At 59.0% G+C, this 14,371-nt stretch carries 9 protein-coding genes; 2 read left to right on the top strand and 7 right to left on the bottom strand.

Annotated features, from left to right (window positions below):
• Positions 1–11 precede the first annotated feature (11 nt).
• The 7 genes from LOC68_RS06640 to LOC68_RS06670 all read right to left on the bottom strand — a co-directional run bounded on the left by LOC68_RS06640 (position 12) and on the right by LOC68_RS06670 (position 12,170).
• Positions 12–5,024: a sulfatase-like hydrolase/transferase gene (locus LOC68_RS06640; protein WP_230217001.1), complete on the bottom strand. Its 5,013-nt coding sequence runs from the start codon at positions 5,022–5,024 to the stop codon at positions 12–14.
• A gap of 45 nt (positions 5,025–5,069) precedes the next feature.
• A complete protein-coding gene (locus tag LOC68_RS06645; protein WP_230217002.1) occupies positions 5,070–5,516 on the bottom strand; it encodes a carboxypeptidase-like regulatory domain-containing protein in 447 nt (148 codons plus the stop codon).
• Positions 5,517–5,602: 86 nt separating this feature from the next.
• Entirely contained in the window at positions 5,603–6,538 is a 936-nt protein-coding gene (locus LOC68_RS06650; RefSeq protein ID WP_230217003.1) for a DUF1559 domain-containing protein, read from the bottom strand.
• A gap of 78 nt (positions 6,539–6,616) precedes the next feature.
• The gene (locus LOC68_RS06655) at positions 6,617–7,090 is read right to left on the bottom strand and encodes a hypothetical protein (protein WP_230217004.1); all 474 of its coding nucleotides are present in this window, start codon (positions 7,088–7,090) and stop codon (positions 6,617–6,619) included.
• Positions 7,090–8,013 (bottom strand): DUF1559 domain-containing protein, encoded by a 924-nt coding sequence (locus LOC68_RS06660; RefSeq protein WP_230217005.1) that lies wholly within the window; start codon positions 8,011–8,013, stop codon positions 7,090–7,092. Before LOC68_RS06660 ends, LOC68_RS06655 begins: the two co-directional genes overlap by 1 nt.
• A 348-nt stretch (positions 8,014–8,361) precedes the next feature.
• Positions 8,362–10,668, bottom strand: coding sequence for an exo-beta-N-acetylmuramidase NamZ domain-containing protein (locus LOC68_RS06665; RefSeq protein WP_230217006.1), 2,307 nt, complete (start codon positions 10,666–10,668; stop codon positions 8,362–8,364).
• Positions 10,665–12,170, bottom strand: coding sequence for a sodium:solute symporter family transporter (locus LOC68_RS06670; protein ID WP_230217007.1), 1,506 nt, complete (start codon positions 12,168–12,170; stop codon positions 10,665–10,667). The genes LOC68_RS06665 and LOC68_RS06670 overlap by 4 nt, the downstream gene beginning before the upstream one ends.
• A gap of 261 nt (positions 12,171–12,431) precedes the next feature.
• Here LOC68_RS06670 and murQ point away from each other — a divergent pair, with 261 nt between their 5' ends.
• Both murQ and LOC68_RS06680 read left to right on the top strand, forming a co-directional pair.
• A complete protein-coding gene (gene murQ / locus LOC68_RS06675) occupies positions 12,432–13,346 on the top strand; it encodes an N-acetylmuramic acid 6-phosphate etherase (RefSeq protein WP_230217008.1) in 915 nt (304 codons plus the stop codon).
• A gap of 12 nt (positions 13,347–13,358) precedes the next feature.
• Positions 13,359–14,357 (top strand): N-acetylglucosamine kinase, encoded by a 999-nt coding sequence (locus LOC68_RS06680; RefSeq protein ID WP_230217009.1) that lies wholly within the window; start codon positions 13,359–13,361, stop codon positions 14,355–14,357.
• The last annotated feature ends 14 nt before the right edge of the window (positions 14,358–14,371 follow it).

The raw sequence follows: 14,371 nt of genomic DNA on the forward strand, positions 1-14,371 counted from the left end.
TCTGCGGCTGACTAACGGGGCGGAAGTTGGAGATAGTTTTGATATTCCCATGACTCGCCGACGGCGTATTTGCCGTTCTTGCGCTTCTGGACGACCCTGTCATGTTCTTCCGCGAGACGCTTTAGCGCAGCAGGGGAAAGAAGTGGATCGTCATGTTGCAGGCGGAACGTCTGCAATTGGGCCAGCAACTTTTGCCGAACCGGTTCATACTTCGGATCGTTGGCTAAGTTCGTGAATTCCCAAGGATCGGCTTTAAGGTCATACAATTCGACCTCCGGCGGCGAGCGCCACGTTTCGTAGGCCTGACGAACAGGCGGTTCGGCAGCAGCGATCTCCGCTTCGGTTGTTCCGTAGACGAAGAAACTGTTGGCGTGATTCGCATACGCATCAGCGACAGGATTCGTCCGGTCGGGCGTCAAATTCAAAATCAACTTGAACTGCCGATCGCGAAGCGTCCGCTGCGGAAAGAAACTGTCGGCGCTATAGGCGGTTCGTTCCGCGAACAAGAAGTCGCGCCACGCAATATTCTCATTGCGGGCCAATGGAAGCAACGATTTCCCCGGAAGAGTTTCGCTCGGCGGCAATCCAGCGGCGTCCAAAATGGTTGGGAGAATGTCGACGGTCGAAATCAATTCGTCTCGCACTACTCCAGACGGTAAATGCCCGGGCCATTGGACGATCAGCGGAATTCGGAGTCCTCCCTCGTAGCAGGTCGCTTTGCCACGCGAAAACTGAGCGCCATGATCGCCGAAATAGATGATCATTGTATCTTCGGCCTTGCTCGACTTGTTGAGTTCGTCCAGCAACATGCCGATTCCAGCGTCAAGACGCATGATGCAGTTGTAGTAGTTGGCGACTCCCTCGCGGATACGAGTATTGTCGACGCCGATAAAGGGAAGCGTTTTCACGTCGTCGGCGCTAAGCGGTTGCTTTGGCAAGCCGTACTGCTGTCGCAAAAGGGGGAAATGAGCGTCGGGAAAGTTGACTGTCAGAAAGAAGGGCTGATCCGAGTCGTTGATGAACTTCGCCGCCGCCTCGACATACTGGGCGACAGGGCGATCGCCAAAGCCGTTGCCGGTGATAGCCTTGTAATCGAAGGGGAACGCCGACTCTGGATTGACGTGTAATTTGCCGATGATGCCAGTACGATAGCCATTCTGGCGTAGCACGCTGGGGATATTGTCCCACGCTCGAAACATTGCGTAGCGGTGCGTCGCCAGACCGATCTGGCCATTCTGAAAGGGAAATAGCCCGGTCAAGTAGCTCGCTCGAGACGAAGAGCAAATAGGGTGGGTCACATAGGCGTTCTCGAACCGGCATCCGCGTGCAGCCAATCGATTAAGATTCGGCGTTTGCGCGTATGGATCGCCATAGCAACCAAGTTCCTGGCCGTTGTCCTCCGAGATGATTACCAAAATGTTCGGCCGCTTCTTTGCGGTGGTGCGCTCGTTGATTGTCGCTGCTGTGGTGAAGGGAGATGCCGGCAATCCAGCGCCATTGAAAAAGTTAACGCTTGGCTGCGGAAACGGCGACCAGGCGTAGCGCGCCATCTGCGGCGCCGGAACTTCTGGGCTGGTTAGAATGACCGATGCACCGATGATTTTCGCAATGGCGGAGTGGAAATTGCCGTCAGCGCCGGCGAGCTCAAAATGTCGTAGCGGCTTCCCGTCGCTCGACACCAGGCCGCTGTTGACGTGGTCGAACGTGAGGCGGAATTGATTCCCTTTCGCCTCGCAGTTGCAAAAGAGGGGACCGCAGTCGTCGGCCGCTTGCGGCTGTTGATAGACGTTCGCCAGCGCCCAATAGGCGAGCCGATCGCCAACGACCTGTTTGGCGTGCGGATGGACGTTGGTGCGTTCGCCGGTATCGATGGTGATCGCCATCCCGACGTTCTCCAGTTGATCGAGCATTCGCCGCTGACCATCACGAAACGCCGGCCACTCGGGACGCTCGATCGCAGGTAGTTGCACTTGCAGAAATGGAAGGTCGGCTCGCCCCCATTGCTTGCGCCAATCGGCGATCATCGCTGGCAACAGCGTATTGTGCTGCACGACGCGCTCCGCCGTTTCGGCGTTCGATTCTCCCTGGTACCAGAGGACGCCCCGAATGGCCAGAGGAATGACCGGCGCGACCGCGGCATCCCAAAGGAACCCGGGCTTGAACGGATGGTTGGGACCAAGATCGTCGCTGGGAACTTGTGCGCCGGCTTGAATGTTAGGAAGTAGATTCTCGACGCCGCGCATCTTACAGAAGTCGCCGAGGAGCGGATTGCGCAGCCAGTCTCCGGCGACCAGTCCTTGCAGCTCGGGCGTCGATTCCAGCAACTCGCGACGCATCCAGGCTTCGGTCGGCGAGCCTCCTTGGCCAACGTTGATCAGACCAATTGGCACGTTGAGCGTTTCCTCGAGCTTCCGGCCAAAGTACCAGCCGACGGCCGAAAACTCAGAAGCTGACTCAGGGGACGCCGTCTCCCACTGTCCGACGCAATAGTTTTCAGGCAGAAGGTGCGAGAGATGTTCGGCGTTGTTGACTCGTGGAACGCCGGGGGCGCCTCCTTGCAGATTGAGCAACCGAATCAAGGGACGGTTGGCGGCGGCGATTTCTTCCGCGCCATGGTTAGTTGAACGGAGCGGCCAGGCCATGTTCGACTGACCGGCACAATACCAAACTTCGCCGATCAGAATGTCGCTAATGGTCACGCGCGAGCCTTCGCTCTCGACTTCCAGTTCAACCGGCGTACGGCTCGCTTCGCGAACAGGAAAGGTAACCTGCCAACGTCCTGTTCGACTGGCGACTGTCGATTGACGCTCGTCGCCCAGACGGACGTCAACGCTTGCTCCGACCGGAGCCGTTCCCCAGATCGGCAGCGGAAGATCGGCTTGCAGCACCATGTGATCGCCGAAAACTTGCGGCAGCGACAGTCCGACCGGTTTTTTGGCCGTTGGTTTCGGCTGTTCAGCGCCGATCACGTCGACCAGCGGGACTCGCTGGAATTGAAGATGCGATCCGCTTCCTTCGTAAATGATGCCGATCGTTTCGGAATCGATCATCGTCATACAGCTGTAACCGGCGCCGCTTCCTTCGTCCAGCAACAGTCGATTCTCTTGCGGCCAACTCTTGCCGCCGTCGGGCGAACCCTTGATCATGATCCGCTGGCGGCCGCTTAGGCTGTCGGGGTTCGAGAAGAGGAGCCAGCCGGGCTGTTCGTGGACCAGTTCACGATTGACGTTGATCAGGCTCGCCATGCAGGCCGTCGGTTCGATTAGCGAACGACGGGAAGTGGGGTGCTCCTTCCACGTCTTGCCCATGTCGGTCGTCGTCATCACGACGCGGGTCGACTCTCGGTTGTAGCGGCAGTTGAGCATCAGTACGCCCGGCTCGACTTCGACGACCTGCGCTTCGGTCGTGTCGTCAAAAGCGCCGGCGCCTGCGTGCCACGTTTTGCCATGATCCTTGGAGTAGATGATCGTTGAGTGAGGGAGTCGCTGCTGCTCTGGCGGATCTTGATACTGCGCGGCGAAGACGAGCGTGCCGTCCTGCATCGCGATCCCCTTGCCGGGACCTTGCAGTAAGAGAGACCATTCAGGGCGTTTAACCTGTGCGGTGATGTTGATTGGCGCGGACCAGGTGCGTCCATCGTCGCTTGAGCGGACGAGCATCAACTGGCCCGTTTCTTCCGGCGAAAGCCCTTGGCCGGAGCGATGCCAAGCGCGATCCCCGTGACTCCACAGGGCGGCGACCCAGATGTCGCCGGTCGCTGGATCGACCAGCACCGCCGGATCGCCGACGCCGTCATAGCGCCACTTTGGATCGCTCCCCATATCGAAGATGATCTGCATCGGTTCCCAGGTGCGCCCGCCATCGGTGCTGCGCGACATGCCGACGTCGATGTCGCCGGGTAGATCCCCCCCGGACCGATGACGAACGTCGTAGACGGCGATCAGCGTCCCTTGCTTCGAGGTCGCGAGACCTGGAATGCGACAAGTGTGAACCCCGTCGTCCCCTCCTTTACGCAGTGCGTAGCCGATTCGCTGGGCTCGTGGCGTCGCCACCGCTTCGATTGCGTACGACTTACCGGCGATCTTCGCCGAGCTCGCCTGAACGTCGATCGTCTTCGCGGAGTCGGCGGTTTCTTTTAGCTCGATCGAAACGAAGAAATGATTGGGGCCGGGCGAAAGTTCGTAATCCCCGTCGAACTGCAATTGAGACGACAACTTCGACACGCTGCCGAAAGACTGCAATTCTTTCGAATCGAGTCGGAGGCTTCTCCAATTGGGAGCGTCAAGGTTTCCCGTGGCGAAGAGGTCGAGCCTGGCGATCTGGTCGAGCGGCAGGGAGCCGGCAAGCTTCAGATCAAGTTGAGACAAGCGGAGCGGCTGAAGGCTTCCCTCGACCGTTACGCAAATGTCGAGCACCGGATTCAGCTGGCTGTTGACCAGTACCGGCACGACCGGTTGTCTGGCGGTGACCGAGACGATGCGCTGCGGCGTCGCAATTTCGACCGACAAGTCGTCGATCATCACGCCGCTCTCGTCCGGCGTCGTGCTAGTGAAGCGGATTTTCTGCGGAAGTCCGTTCGGAAGCGGCAGCGATAGTCGATTCTGGAACGAGCCGATCTTGGCGGTTCCGCGGTCGTGATAGAGCGTCGTCCACTTCTGCCCGTCGCTCGCTTCTACGAGAAAATCAAACGGTGCTCGCTGCGTCCAACGTTCGAACCAGAATTCCAGCCGATCAACCTTGGCGCTCGTCTTCGGCGGCGTCCAGGTGACGCTCCGTTTCTCGCCACCCAGCAGACGCAAGCTTTGCTTGCCGCTGCGGTGGTGCGCGGTATGAACGACGGCCTGATTCGGCTCGGCAGTCCAATTGCCCGACGTGTCGTCGGTAGAGCGAAGTTCGCCGGCAGCGAACTCTTCAAAGCCGGTTGCGATGCGACTTGGTGCGACTGGCTCTGCGACGGCGAGATTTCCCCACGCAATCGCAGACCAGGCGATGCAGAACGCTAATGGTGAACGGCGAATAAACATGGCGGATTTCACAGGTTCGTACTTCGTGCAAGTCGTGCAGGCAGTTTAGTGGCGTTTGGTGGAGAGGGCGAACTCAAACTGGTTTTTATCTTGGCTGACGATCGCGGAAAGTTCCGAGCGAATGTTGTAGCGGCTGGGAATCAGGATCCCGGCTACTGAACTGCCGGGCTCGCTGGCGGTCGGCGTGGCGCCCGGATCGGCGTCGGTCGCTTCTCCTTCCCAGGTTACTTTGACGGTATGTTTGCCGGGAACCGCCCCTTTAATTTGCGTCAAATATTCGAGATAGAACTCGCCTGACTCGTTGGTCATACCGACCGAACGGCGGCCAAATTCCGGCTCAAACACGACCCGCAGTCCCGGGACTTGTTTACCGTCGACCGTGATCTTGCCGGTCACGTTGACCAGGTCAGGGAGATCGCTCCGGCTGGAACCGCATCCTGCGGCGCTTGCGAGCGCTAGGATGGCCAGCCACTTCCAAGGTTTCTGGAACATCGACGTCCTTTGCAAAGTAAGTAGGGTTGGCTCGGCTGACGACCACTTCGCGGCGGTCGTCAGCGGTTCGTGAACTTCGGAGGCGATTAGTATTCGCCGATCACTTCTCCGTCATTGCGCTGACCGAGTCGCAAGTAGGTGGTGGTGTCGATCGTTTCGGGGACGAAGCGGACCGAACCGTCGCCGAGGGTGAACTGGGCGCCGCCGGCGTGACGACTGGTGAAGACCCGTTCGCGCTGCCAGGTGCTGGAGCCCCCGTTTTCGTTGATCGGAAAATCAACGACGCCGACGATGCCGAAGACGCTCGCCACCGAGCAAGCCATGCACTTGTCGAGTCGCGTACCGACCCAGACGCCTTGCTGCTTGATCACCTTCTGGCTTTTTTCTCCCACCATCAAGGTGTTGCTCAGGCCGTCGGTGATTTCGGCGAAGCGAACGCTGCGCGGGCCCAAGATTCCTTCTGGACGATAGGTGCCGTTTACCGCGTCGGTGCGGCCATACAGCGGATTGGACGAAGCTGCCGCGGTTGGCGAATAGCTGGTTCCGGCCGCTGCCGTATCAAAGCGTCCGAGTACGCCGCTGTAGTTTGACGCGCCCGATACAAAACTGCCGCTGGTGACCAGTTTGGCGGGGTTGTCAGAGGGGCAGATGTAGGCCTCCAGGTAAGTCCCGGTCAGATTGACGTCGGCCGAGCCGAGCGACGACGTGTTGGGATTCAACTGATCATGCAGCGTGGTTTGTTCGATGAAGGGGAGGATGAGCGTTCCCCAGCCCCACGAAGCTTTGCCGAGCGTGCTCGCGGCGCGTCCTTCTTGGAAGTAGATCCAGCCAGGGGGAAGCTTCTGGAACGTGTCGTGATAGTTGTGCATGCCCAGTCCAATCTGTTTCAGATTGTTGCTGCACTGCATGCGACGTGCGGCTTCGCGGGCTTGTTGAACTGCCGGAAGCAACAGCGCGATGAGAACGCCGATGATCGCGATGACCACCAACAGCTCAACGAGCGTAAATCCTTTGCTTTTCATGCGACTGACTCGTATTAAAGAAAGATAAATGAAAATGCGATTGCGAGGGCATGGATGGGGCGAATCTTGGGAACAGTATTAATTCGACAATTCGATATCAAAGTGGTTTTCGGCGCCGGTCACTTCCAGCTCGATCACCTTCGGGTTGCGTGCGCAAGAGGGCAATTTGCGGGATGACGGAGAAGGGCGCCGTACGGCGTATTCCGGATTCGACTCTTCGATCAGCGGAACGGAGTCGAGCTCCTGGCCGTCGAACATTACCGTAACGCGGTGCGAACCGAGCACGGCGCCGTCGTGCGTTTGATAGGTGGTCAGCTCGAAGCTGCCATCGGGGCCGAGCTTCGAGGTCGCCGGCTTGCCGACCAGCGTCGAACCGCTCTTCGCAACCGGCGTGAACAGGATCGTGGCGTTGGTAATCGGTTGCGTTTGGCAGGTGACCCGTCCGGTGACGTGCCCAAGCGGAAAGTCCTCCGAGCCGCAGCCGCTCGCCAGCAGTAAACAGCCGAGGAGCAATACGGAGCCGCCCTTGCGTTTCAGCGCGGAAGCGATCATTAGAATTCTCCCACCGGGTTGCGATCGTCGATGCGGGCGAGATTCGGGAGCAACGTGGTCTGGTCGAGGTTTTCGCTCAAAAAGCGAGCCGAACCGTCGAACAGAACAAACTGCACGCCGCCAGGATGTTGACTGGCGTAAACCATCGGAGCGAAGGCGAGATCGAGTCCGGCCGCTTGCGGATCGCCATTCAGGCCATGGCTCGAATGAAGTGCGCCGAGGCACGATCCAACCGAGTCGGTATTCTGTCCCGACGTTCCCATCCGATCGGTCCGGTTAGCGGCAGCCCAGACGGCGCCTCCCAGGATGTTCTTGGTGCGGGGATGAGCGAGCGTCTTTTCGCCGACCATCAACGTATTGCTGGTTCCGTCATGAACGTCGGCCAACGTCTTGAAGCTGTTGCGGAAGAAGGCGCCGCCGCGGTCGAGCGTCGTCGTGTTGGTGTAGGCGTAACCGGCGACGGCCGCGTAGTTGGAAGTGGCCAGCTTTTCGCCGCTGAAGAGATAGTGCGAGTTGAGCGTTTCGTCGACCGAGCTGGGGCAACGATAGGCGGTTAACGGTTGTTGCAGCAGCGCCAAGTTGGAGGTAAGCGCCTGGCTGACCGTTTGCGGGCCCGGCGAAAGTTGATCGTGGAGCGCTCGTTGTTCTACGAAGGGAAGGATGAGAACGGACCAACTCCAGCCGTAGCCGTCGACTCCGCCGCTGTCGTTGGCGACGTCGATATAGCCCGACGGTAATACGCGGTGGGTGTCGTGATAGTTGTGGATCGCCAGGCCGACTTGCTTCAGGTTGTTGATGCATTGCATCCGGCGGGCCGATTCGCGGGCTTGTTGCACCGCCGGCAATAGGAGGGCGATCAGAACCCCGATGATCGCGATCACGACCAGGAGTTCCACAAGGGTAAAGGCTCGTCGCCGAGTCATGGACAATTCCTTAGAAGAGGATCGAAGGATGGAGTGATGACTTCAAATTACCACCACCGTTTCGGCCATGAGTCCGAAAAATGGTATTGCGATGTGCGCAAATGGACATGCGGCGTAGGGGAAGAAGGTCGCCGGCAATTGGCAAAAGAAGGCCGATTGCTAGAGGTTAGACTGCATCGACGGGCGGCAGATGGCCGTAAGATAAGCACGCCGAGCGAATCGAACGCCGGTTCGCCGGACAAACGTGGGGATGCGTTCGGCCAAAATGACGAGTGTCGAAAGAGGCACCACCCTCGGTCGTCATCGGATTACAAACGCCAAACGCATTCCCCCGCTTGCGCGGCGAGCCTATTCGTAGAGCAAATAGGGAGTGCGGCGTCGGGCGAATTCGTCGAGCGAGGAGGAGTACGACTGCATGATCACCTCCGGCGAATCCCCGTTTTCGATCTGCTTCAGAACGCCTGCGTTGCCAAGCAGCGTGGGAAGTTTTTTGGACTCCCAAGTTTCGGGATAGGTCTTATGCAGCGCCGCCGCAAGCGCCCAGGCGAGATGGACCGGACGGAATTTCTCCCAGTCGGTGATCACAAAGTTGACGCCGCCGCATATCTCCCCTTCGTACTTGCTGCTGGTCGGCTGGAATTCGATTGGAACGATTCGCACGCCAGGCGGGTTGTACGCTTCGATTTCGGCGGCCAATTCCGGACCTTTGATCCATGGAGCGCCGATCAGTTCAAACGGCGTATCGGTTCCACGACCGACCGAAATGTTGGTCGTCTCCAACAGCCCGACGCCGGGATAGAGGAGCGCCTCGGTCAGCGAACGCATGTTGGGCGAAGTATTCCGCCAAGGCAGCCCGGTGTCGAACAGTAGCGCATCGCGGCGCCAGTTTTCCAATTTGATAACGGTCAGATCGGTTCCAAACTTGCGTTCCGCGTTGAGCATCTGCGCCATTTCGCCGATCGTCAGCCCGTGACGAACTGGAATCTGGTGGAAAGCGACGAACGAGTGCTTTTCTTCGTCGAGCAGCGGGCCTTCCATCAGCACGCCGCCGATCGGATTGGGACGATCAAGAACAACGAACGAGATCTTGTTCTCCGCCGCCGCTTCCATCGCCAGGCCCATCGTCGAGATGTAGGTGTAAAACCGGCAACCGACGTCCTGAATGTCAAAGACGAGCGTATCGACTCCTTTCAGCATCTCCGGCGTCGGCTTCCGCGTCTTGCCATACAAGCTTTTCACCGCCACTCCCGTGGCCGGATCGACGGTGTCGCCGATTTCCGATTGATCGAGAGCGCCGTGGAAGCCATGTTCGGGACTGAAGATCGCAACAAGTTCGACGTTCGGCGCTTTCGCCAACAACTCCACGATCGAATCGCCCGACTTGGTGCGGCTCGTGTGATTGGCGATCACGCCGACCTTACGTCCTTTCAGCGCCGCAAAGTTGCTGTCGGCCAGCACGTCGATGCCGAGCTTGGTCGGCGGGGCAGGGGATGGCGCCGACGGCGTCAAGCAAGCGGCGCTGGCGATCGTACCGATCTTCCCCGCCAAGTCATTGACCGAGCCTTTGCCGTCCGGATGAACGCGATTCGAGAGGAACAGCACGACCAGATCCAAGCCTGGATCGATCCAGAGAGCGGTACCAGTAAAGCCGCCATGTCCATAGGCGGCCGGGGTCATCAGGTCGCCGCGATTGCGCGAGTACGCGCTCTTCTTGTCCCAACCCAGGCCACGAATGTTGCCGACGGCGTCATACGGGCTGGTCATCAGCGCGATGGTTTGCGGCTGCAGTAGCGCCTTCTCGCCGCCGAAGCGCGAGTCAAGCATTGCCTGAGCGTAGATCGCCACGTCGTCCGCAGTGCTGAACAAGCCGGCGTGACCGGCGACTCCTCCCATCGCGCGAGCGCGCGGATCATGCACCGATCCCTTCAGCCACTTGCCGTCGACTTCTTCGGTGGTAGCGGCGTTCTCGCACAGTTGCGGCGCGGGGTTGTAACCGCTCTGCTTCATGCCGAGCGGCTCAAAGATGTTTTTCTGAGCGTATTCGTCCAGCGTCTGGCCGCTCACGCGAGCGACGATCTCGCCGAGCAAGATAAAACCAACGTCGGAATAACGAAACTTGTCTCCCGGAGGCGACAGCAACTTCAATTCGCAGATCCGCTTGTAAGCGTCGGGCCAACCGTTGTCGTAGTCGCTCAGCGCATTGTCAGGCGTAAGGCCGCTGACATGGATCATCAACTGTTCGACGGTGATGTCTTCTTTGCCGTGGTCACGGAACTCGGGGAGATAGGTCGACACTTTCTCCCACAATCGGACGTCGCCCCGTTCGACCAGCTGCATGATGCTGGTCGCGGTGACGATCGGCTTGGTGATCGAGGCCATGTCGAAGAGCGTGTCGGTCGTCATCGCTTCGGTCGTCGGTTGAACGCGGCGATTGCCGAACGACTCTTTAAAGACGATCTTCCCGTGGCGAGCGACCAGAACGACGCAGCCCGGCATCTTCTTCTCTTCCAGTGCAATCTGCACCTGACGTTCGATGTCGGCGCCAAAGTCGGCCCGCATGCCGACTTCACTCGGCGTAGCGTGCGGCAACTGTGCCTGTGCAGCACAGGGAATCGCCAACAGAATCGCGGTCCAGATCAACGAGCGGTGAATCATGAATGTTCCTCGGCGGGAGTTCCCTGCGGCACGGCCGCTTCGCTGGGGAGAAGTTTGGATAGGAGGGTCGCGACGCAAAACGTGCTGCTCGCGGCGAGCGGTGCGTACCAATAGCCGCTGACGCTGGTCGAGTATTTGATGGTAATGATCACCACGGCGCCGCAGATAAGCGCGGCGTTCGCCTGCCAACTCGGAATGCGACCGACGACGATGGCGACGAAGAAGAGCCCCAGCAGCAGCCCCGCCGAAAAACCGGCGATCGCCAGCGCTTGATCGACGACCGAGCTACCGAAGGCGAACGAATAAGCGCCGATCGCCACGGCGGCCTGCAACATGGTGAACAGCAAGGTAAAACTGCGACCCAAGAGAAGACGCCGGACATCGGGCAGGTGACGCCAAGCGTCTCCTCCCAGGTCATCAAGAAGCGAACTGGCGGACGAATTGACCGAACTCGATAGGGTCGACATTGCCGCGGCGAAAACCGCCGCCAGGATGACTCCGCGTACGCCGATCGGCAAATCGTCGACGATAAAACGAGCGAACGCCTGATCTCCGGCAAGTTCCAATTTGCTGGGATCAAACTGTGTAAAGTAGCAAGCGAGTCCCACGCCGATCGCCAGGAACAGGGCGAACTGCAAAAAGACGATTGGCCCGCTCCAGAACAGAGCCCAACCGGCGGCCCGTTGATTCTTCGCACACAAGTAACGCTGCACGATCAGCTGATCGGCGCCATGGGTCGCCAGGCTTAGGACGCCGCCGCCAAAGATCCCCGCCCAGAGCGTTAGGTGGCCATCGCTCGGCAGGAATTGAAAGTCGAACATGTGTAGCCGGCCGGTCTCCGAGGCGAATTGCCAATACTGCCCAAAGCCGCCGGGAAGTCGGGCCCAAATCAGGCCGATCACGATCAGCGCGCCGGTCATATAGACCGCGAATTGCAGACAGTCGTTCCAGATCACCGAGCGAACGCCGCCGCAGAGCGCGTACACTGCGGTCGCGACCGCCAAGATCAACACGCTCACTTCAAACGGAATGTCGACGACCTGTTGCAGGGCGAGTGCGGTAAGAAAGAGCCGTAGCCCGTCTCCGAGCGTCCGCGCTCCGAGAAAGAAGATCGACGCCAACTTGCGGGTAGAAACGCCAAAGTTGCGCTGCAAAACGGCATAAGCCGTTGAGTTCTCATGACGAAAGTAAAGGGGCAAGAGAAACGTCAACACCGCGATTCGGCCAATGATGTAGCCGATGGCGAGTTGGAGAAATGAAAAGTTTCCGCCCGAGACGAACGCTTTGCCGGGCACGCTTAAAAACGTGACGGTGCTCGTTTCGGTCGCGACGATCGAGAGGAGGAGCGCCCACGAGGGCAAATCGCGGGAACCGAGAAAAAACTCGGTCGTCGAACTTTGACCCCGTCCGAGCCAAACGCCAAACAACGTCGTCGCGACGATGTAGCATCCGATGATGCTGATATCGACAGGAGAAATCGCTAGTGATGCGATGAAGATCATGGAAGCCGTGACGATAGACGCAAGCTTCGATCGCGGACTGCGATGGAAACAGCTTGCGAGGTCAAAAGTTACGAACGCGCAAGTGGGCGCAGATGGGCCCGCTTTTCCTCCAGTTTAGTCTATCTGGAGATAGCCGAATCGCTAGACGCAAAAGCGCAATTATTGCTGCGCTTTGCGCAATGAATCTTCATTTTGCGTCGGGGGTGGTTAAACTTTGAAGTGTTGAAAGTTCCCCCGCTTCGGTTGAAAACGCAAACTCGCATGCTAAAGCATCTCACCACGGAAGCTATTAATCCGGCTTCGGAGTCGCTTGATGATTTCACGACATATGAAATCGTGCAGGTCATCAACAGTCAGGACGCCGGCGTCGCCGAGGCGGTAGGAAAACAAGCCAAACCGATTGCCGAAGCGATTGACGTGATTGCCGATCGTTTGGCGAAGTCGGGACGCTTGATTTATTTCGGCGCTGGCACTTCCGGCCGCTTGGGCGTGCTCGACGCTTCCGAATGTCCGCCGACATTCAACTCCGATCCGAAGCAAGTCGTCGGCTTGATCGCCGGCGGCCCGATCGCGCTGACGACCTCGGTCGAAGGCGCCGAAGATCATCCCGAACTCGCCGTGCAGGATTTGCAAAGCATTAATCTCTCGGCGAAGGATGTCGTCGTCGGCATCGCCACCAGCGGAAGAACGCCGTACGTAGTCGGGGGACTAGACTACGCACAGCAAATTGGGGCGTTTGCGATCGGGCTGGCTTGCAACGACAATAATGAACTGGCGTCGCGCTGCAACGTAGCGATCACGCCGGTGGTGGGACCGGAAATCTTGAGCGGGTCGACGCGGATGAAAGCGGGGACTGCGACCAAGATGGTCTTGAATATGCTCAGCACCGGCGCCATGATTCGGCTAGGGAAAACGTTCGGCAATTTGATGGTCGATTTGCGTGCGACCAACACCAAGTTGAACGCTCGCGCCATTCGGATCGTGGAAGCGGCGACCGATTTGGGAGACGCCGAAGCGGACGAACTGCTCAAAAGCTGCGGGGGCGAAGTGAAGACCGCGATCCTGGTCTACCATTCCGGCAAAAAGCCGGAAGAAGCCCGCAAGCTGCTGAAGGACGCCGACGGACATTTGAAACAAGCGCTACGCACCGCAGGCGGGGAGGCCTCGCCTGATTAAGGCGAAGTCCCAATGAGCGAAAGCGAATCAGCGGCAGGCCAACGCGACCTCTTTCTCGGCGTCGATGGGGGTGGGACGAAGACTTCTTGCTATGTCGGCGCCGCTGGACCGAGCGGGCAGATCCATATTCTTGGCCGGGGCGCTTCCACCGGCAGTAATCCAAGAACTGCCGGAATCGATAACGCTGTCGCCGCAATTCTGGAAAGCGTCCAGCGGGCCAAAGAGGATGCGGGGTTTGCTGATTCCCCGTGTCAGCGCGGATTGTTTGCGATCGCCGGAACGCTCGATCTCACGTTTCGCCGCGAACTTGCCGCTCGGTTGGCGGCGGCCCAGATTGCGAATCGCTGCGACGTGGTGCCGGATCTCGTGCCGCTGTTGGGATCGGAGACGGGAAGCACGATTGCGATTGGGATCATCGCCGGAACCGGTTCGGTCGGTATTGGCCGCGACGCCGCTGGGCAGATCGCCATCCTTGGCGGATGGGGACCGTTGCTTGGAGATGAAGGGAGCGGCTTTGAGATCGGCAAACATGCCTTGCGAAACGCGGCAGGATCGCTCGAACTGGGCGCCGGGATCGATTCGCTGACCGAAATTGTTTGCGATCAACTTCGGGTGCAGACCGCCGAAGAGATTCGCGCGCTGTTGGCCGCAAATGCCGATCAGCGCGGACTCATCGCGAGCCTGGCGAAGTGCGTCATCGAAGCGGCTGCCAGCGGAGAGCCGGTCGCTGGAATGATCGTCGATCAGGCGATCGATTCTCTAGCGACGCTTGTCGAAAACCTCCGCCAACGCGTGCAGTCGTATGACGCAAAGCTTGATGAATCGCCGCTCCCGCTCACTCTTTCCGGCAGCCTCTTTCAGTCGTCAATCTACTTCCGCGAGAAGTTTGAACGGCGGCTCTGCGATTGGGGAATCGTGGTCGCAATTCGGATTCTGGAAGATCCGACGTTCGCTTGTTTAGAACTTGCGGCACGCGGGGAGTTTACCGGCGAATTGCGGTTTCTGCGCTAACCAAGACGCGGCCG

It is taken from the genome of Blastopirellula sediminis, from assembly GCF_020966755.1.
In the GTDB taxonomy this organism is placed as follows: domain Bacteria; phylum Planctomycetota; class Planctomycetia; order Pirellulales; family Pirellulaceae; genus Blastopirellula; species Blastopirellula sediminis.

What these genes read in the sequence shown, in the direction of transcription:
- LOC68_RS06640 (WP_230217001.1), bottom strand. Translation starts at nt 5,024, where the DNA reads ATGTTTATTCGCCGTTCACCATTAGCGTTCTGCATCGCCTGGTCTGCG.
- LOC68_RS06645 (WP_230217002.1), bottom strand. Translation starts at nt 5,516, where the DNA reads ATGTTCCAGAAACCTTGGAAGTGGCTGGCCATCCTAGCGCTCGCAAGC.
- LOC68_RS06650 (WP_230217003.1), bottom strand. Translation starts at nt 6,538, where the DNA reads ATGAAAAGCAAAGGATTTACGCTCGTTGAGCTGTTGGTGGTCATCGCG.
- LOC68_RS06655 (WP_230217004.1), bottom strand. Translation starts at nt 7,090, where the DNA reads ATGATCGCTTCCGCGCTGAAACGCAAGGGCGGCTCCGTATTGCTCCTC.
- LOC68_RS06660 (WP_230217005.1), bottom strand. Translation starts at nt 8,013, where the DNA reads ATGACTCGGCGACGAGCCTTTACCCTTGTGGAACTCCTGGTCGTGATC.
- LOC68_RS06665 (WP_230217006.1), bottom strand. Translation starts at nt 10,668, where the DNA reads ATGATTCACCGCTCGTTGATCTGGACCGCGATTCTGTTGGCGATTCCC.
- LOC68_RS06670 (WP_230217007.1), bottom strand. Translation starts at nt 12,170, where the DNA reads ATGATCTTCATCGCATCACTAGCGATTTCTCCTGTCGATATCAGCATC.
- murQ (WP_230217008.1), top strand. Translation starts at nt 12,432, where the DNA reads ATGCTAAAGCATCTCACCACGGAAGCTATTAATCCGGCTTCGGAGTCG.
- LOC68_RS06680 (WP_230217009.1), top strand. Translation starts at nt 13,359, where the DNA reads ATGAGCGAAAGCGAATCAGCGGCAGGCCAACGCGACCTCTTTCTCGGC.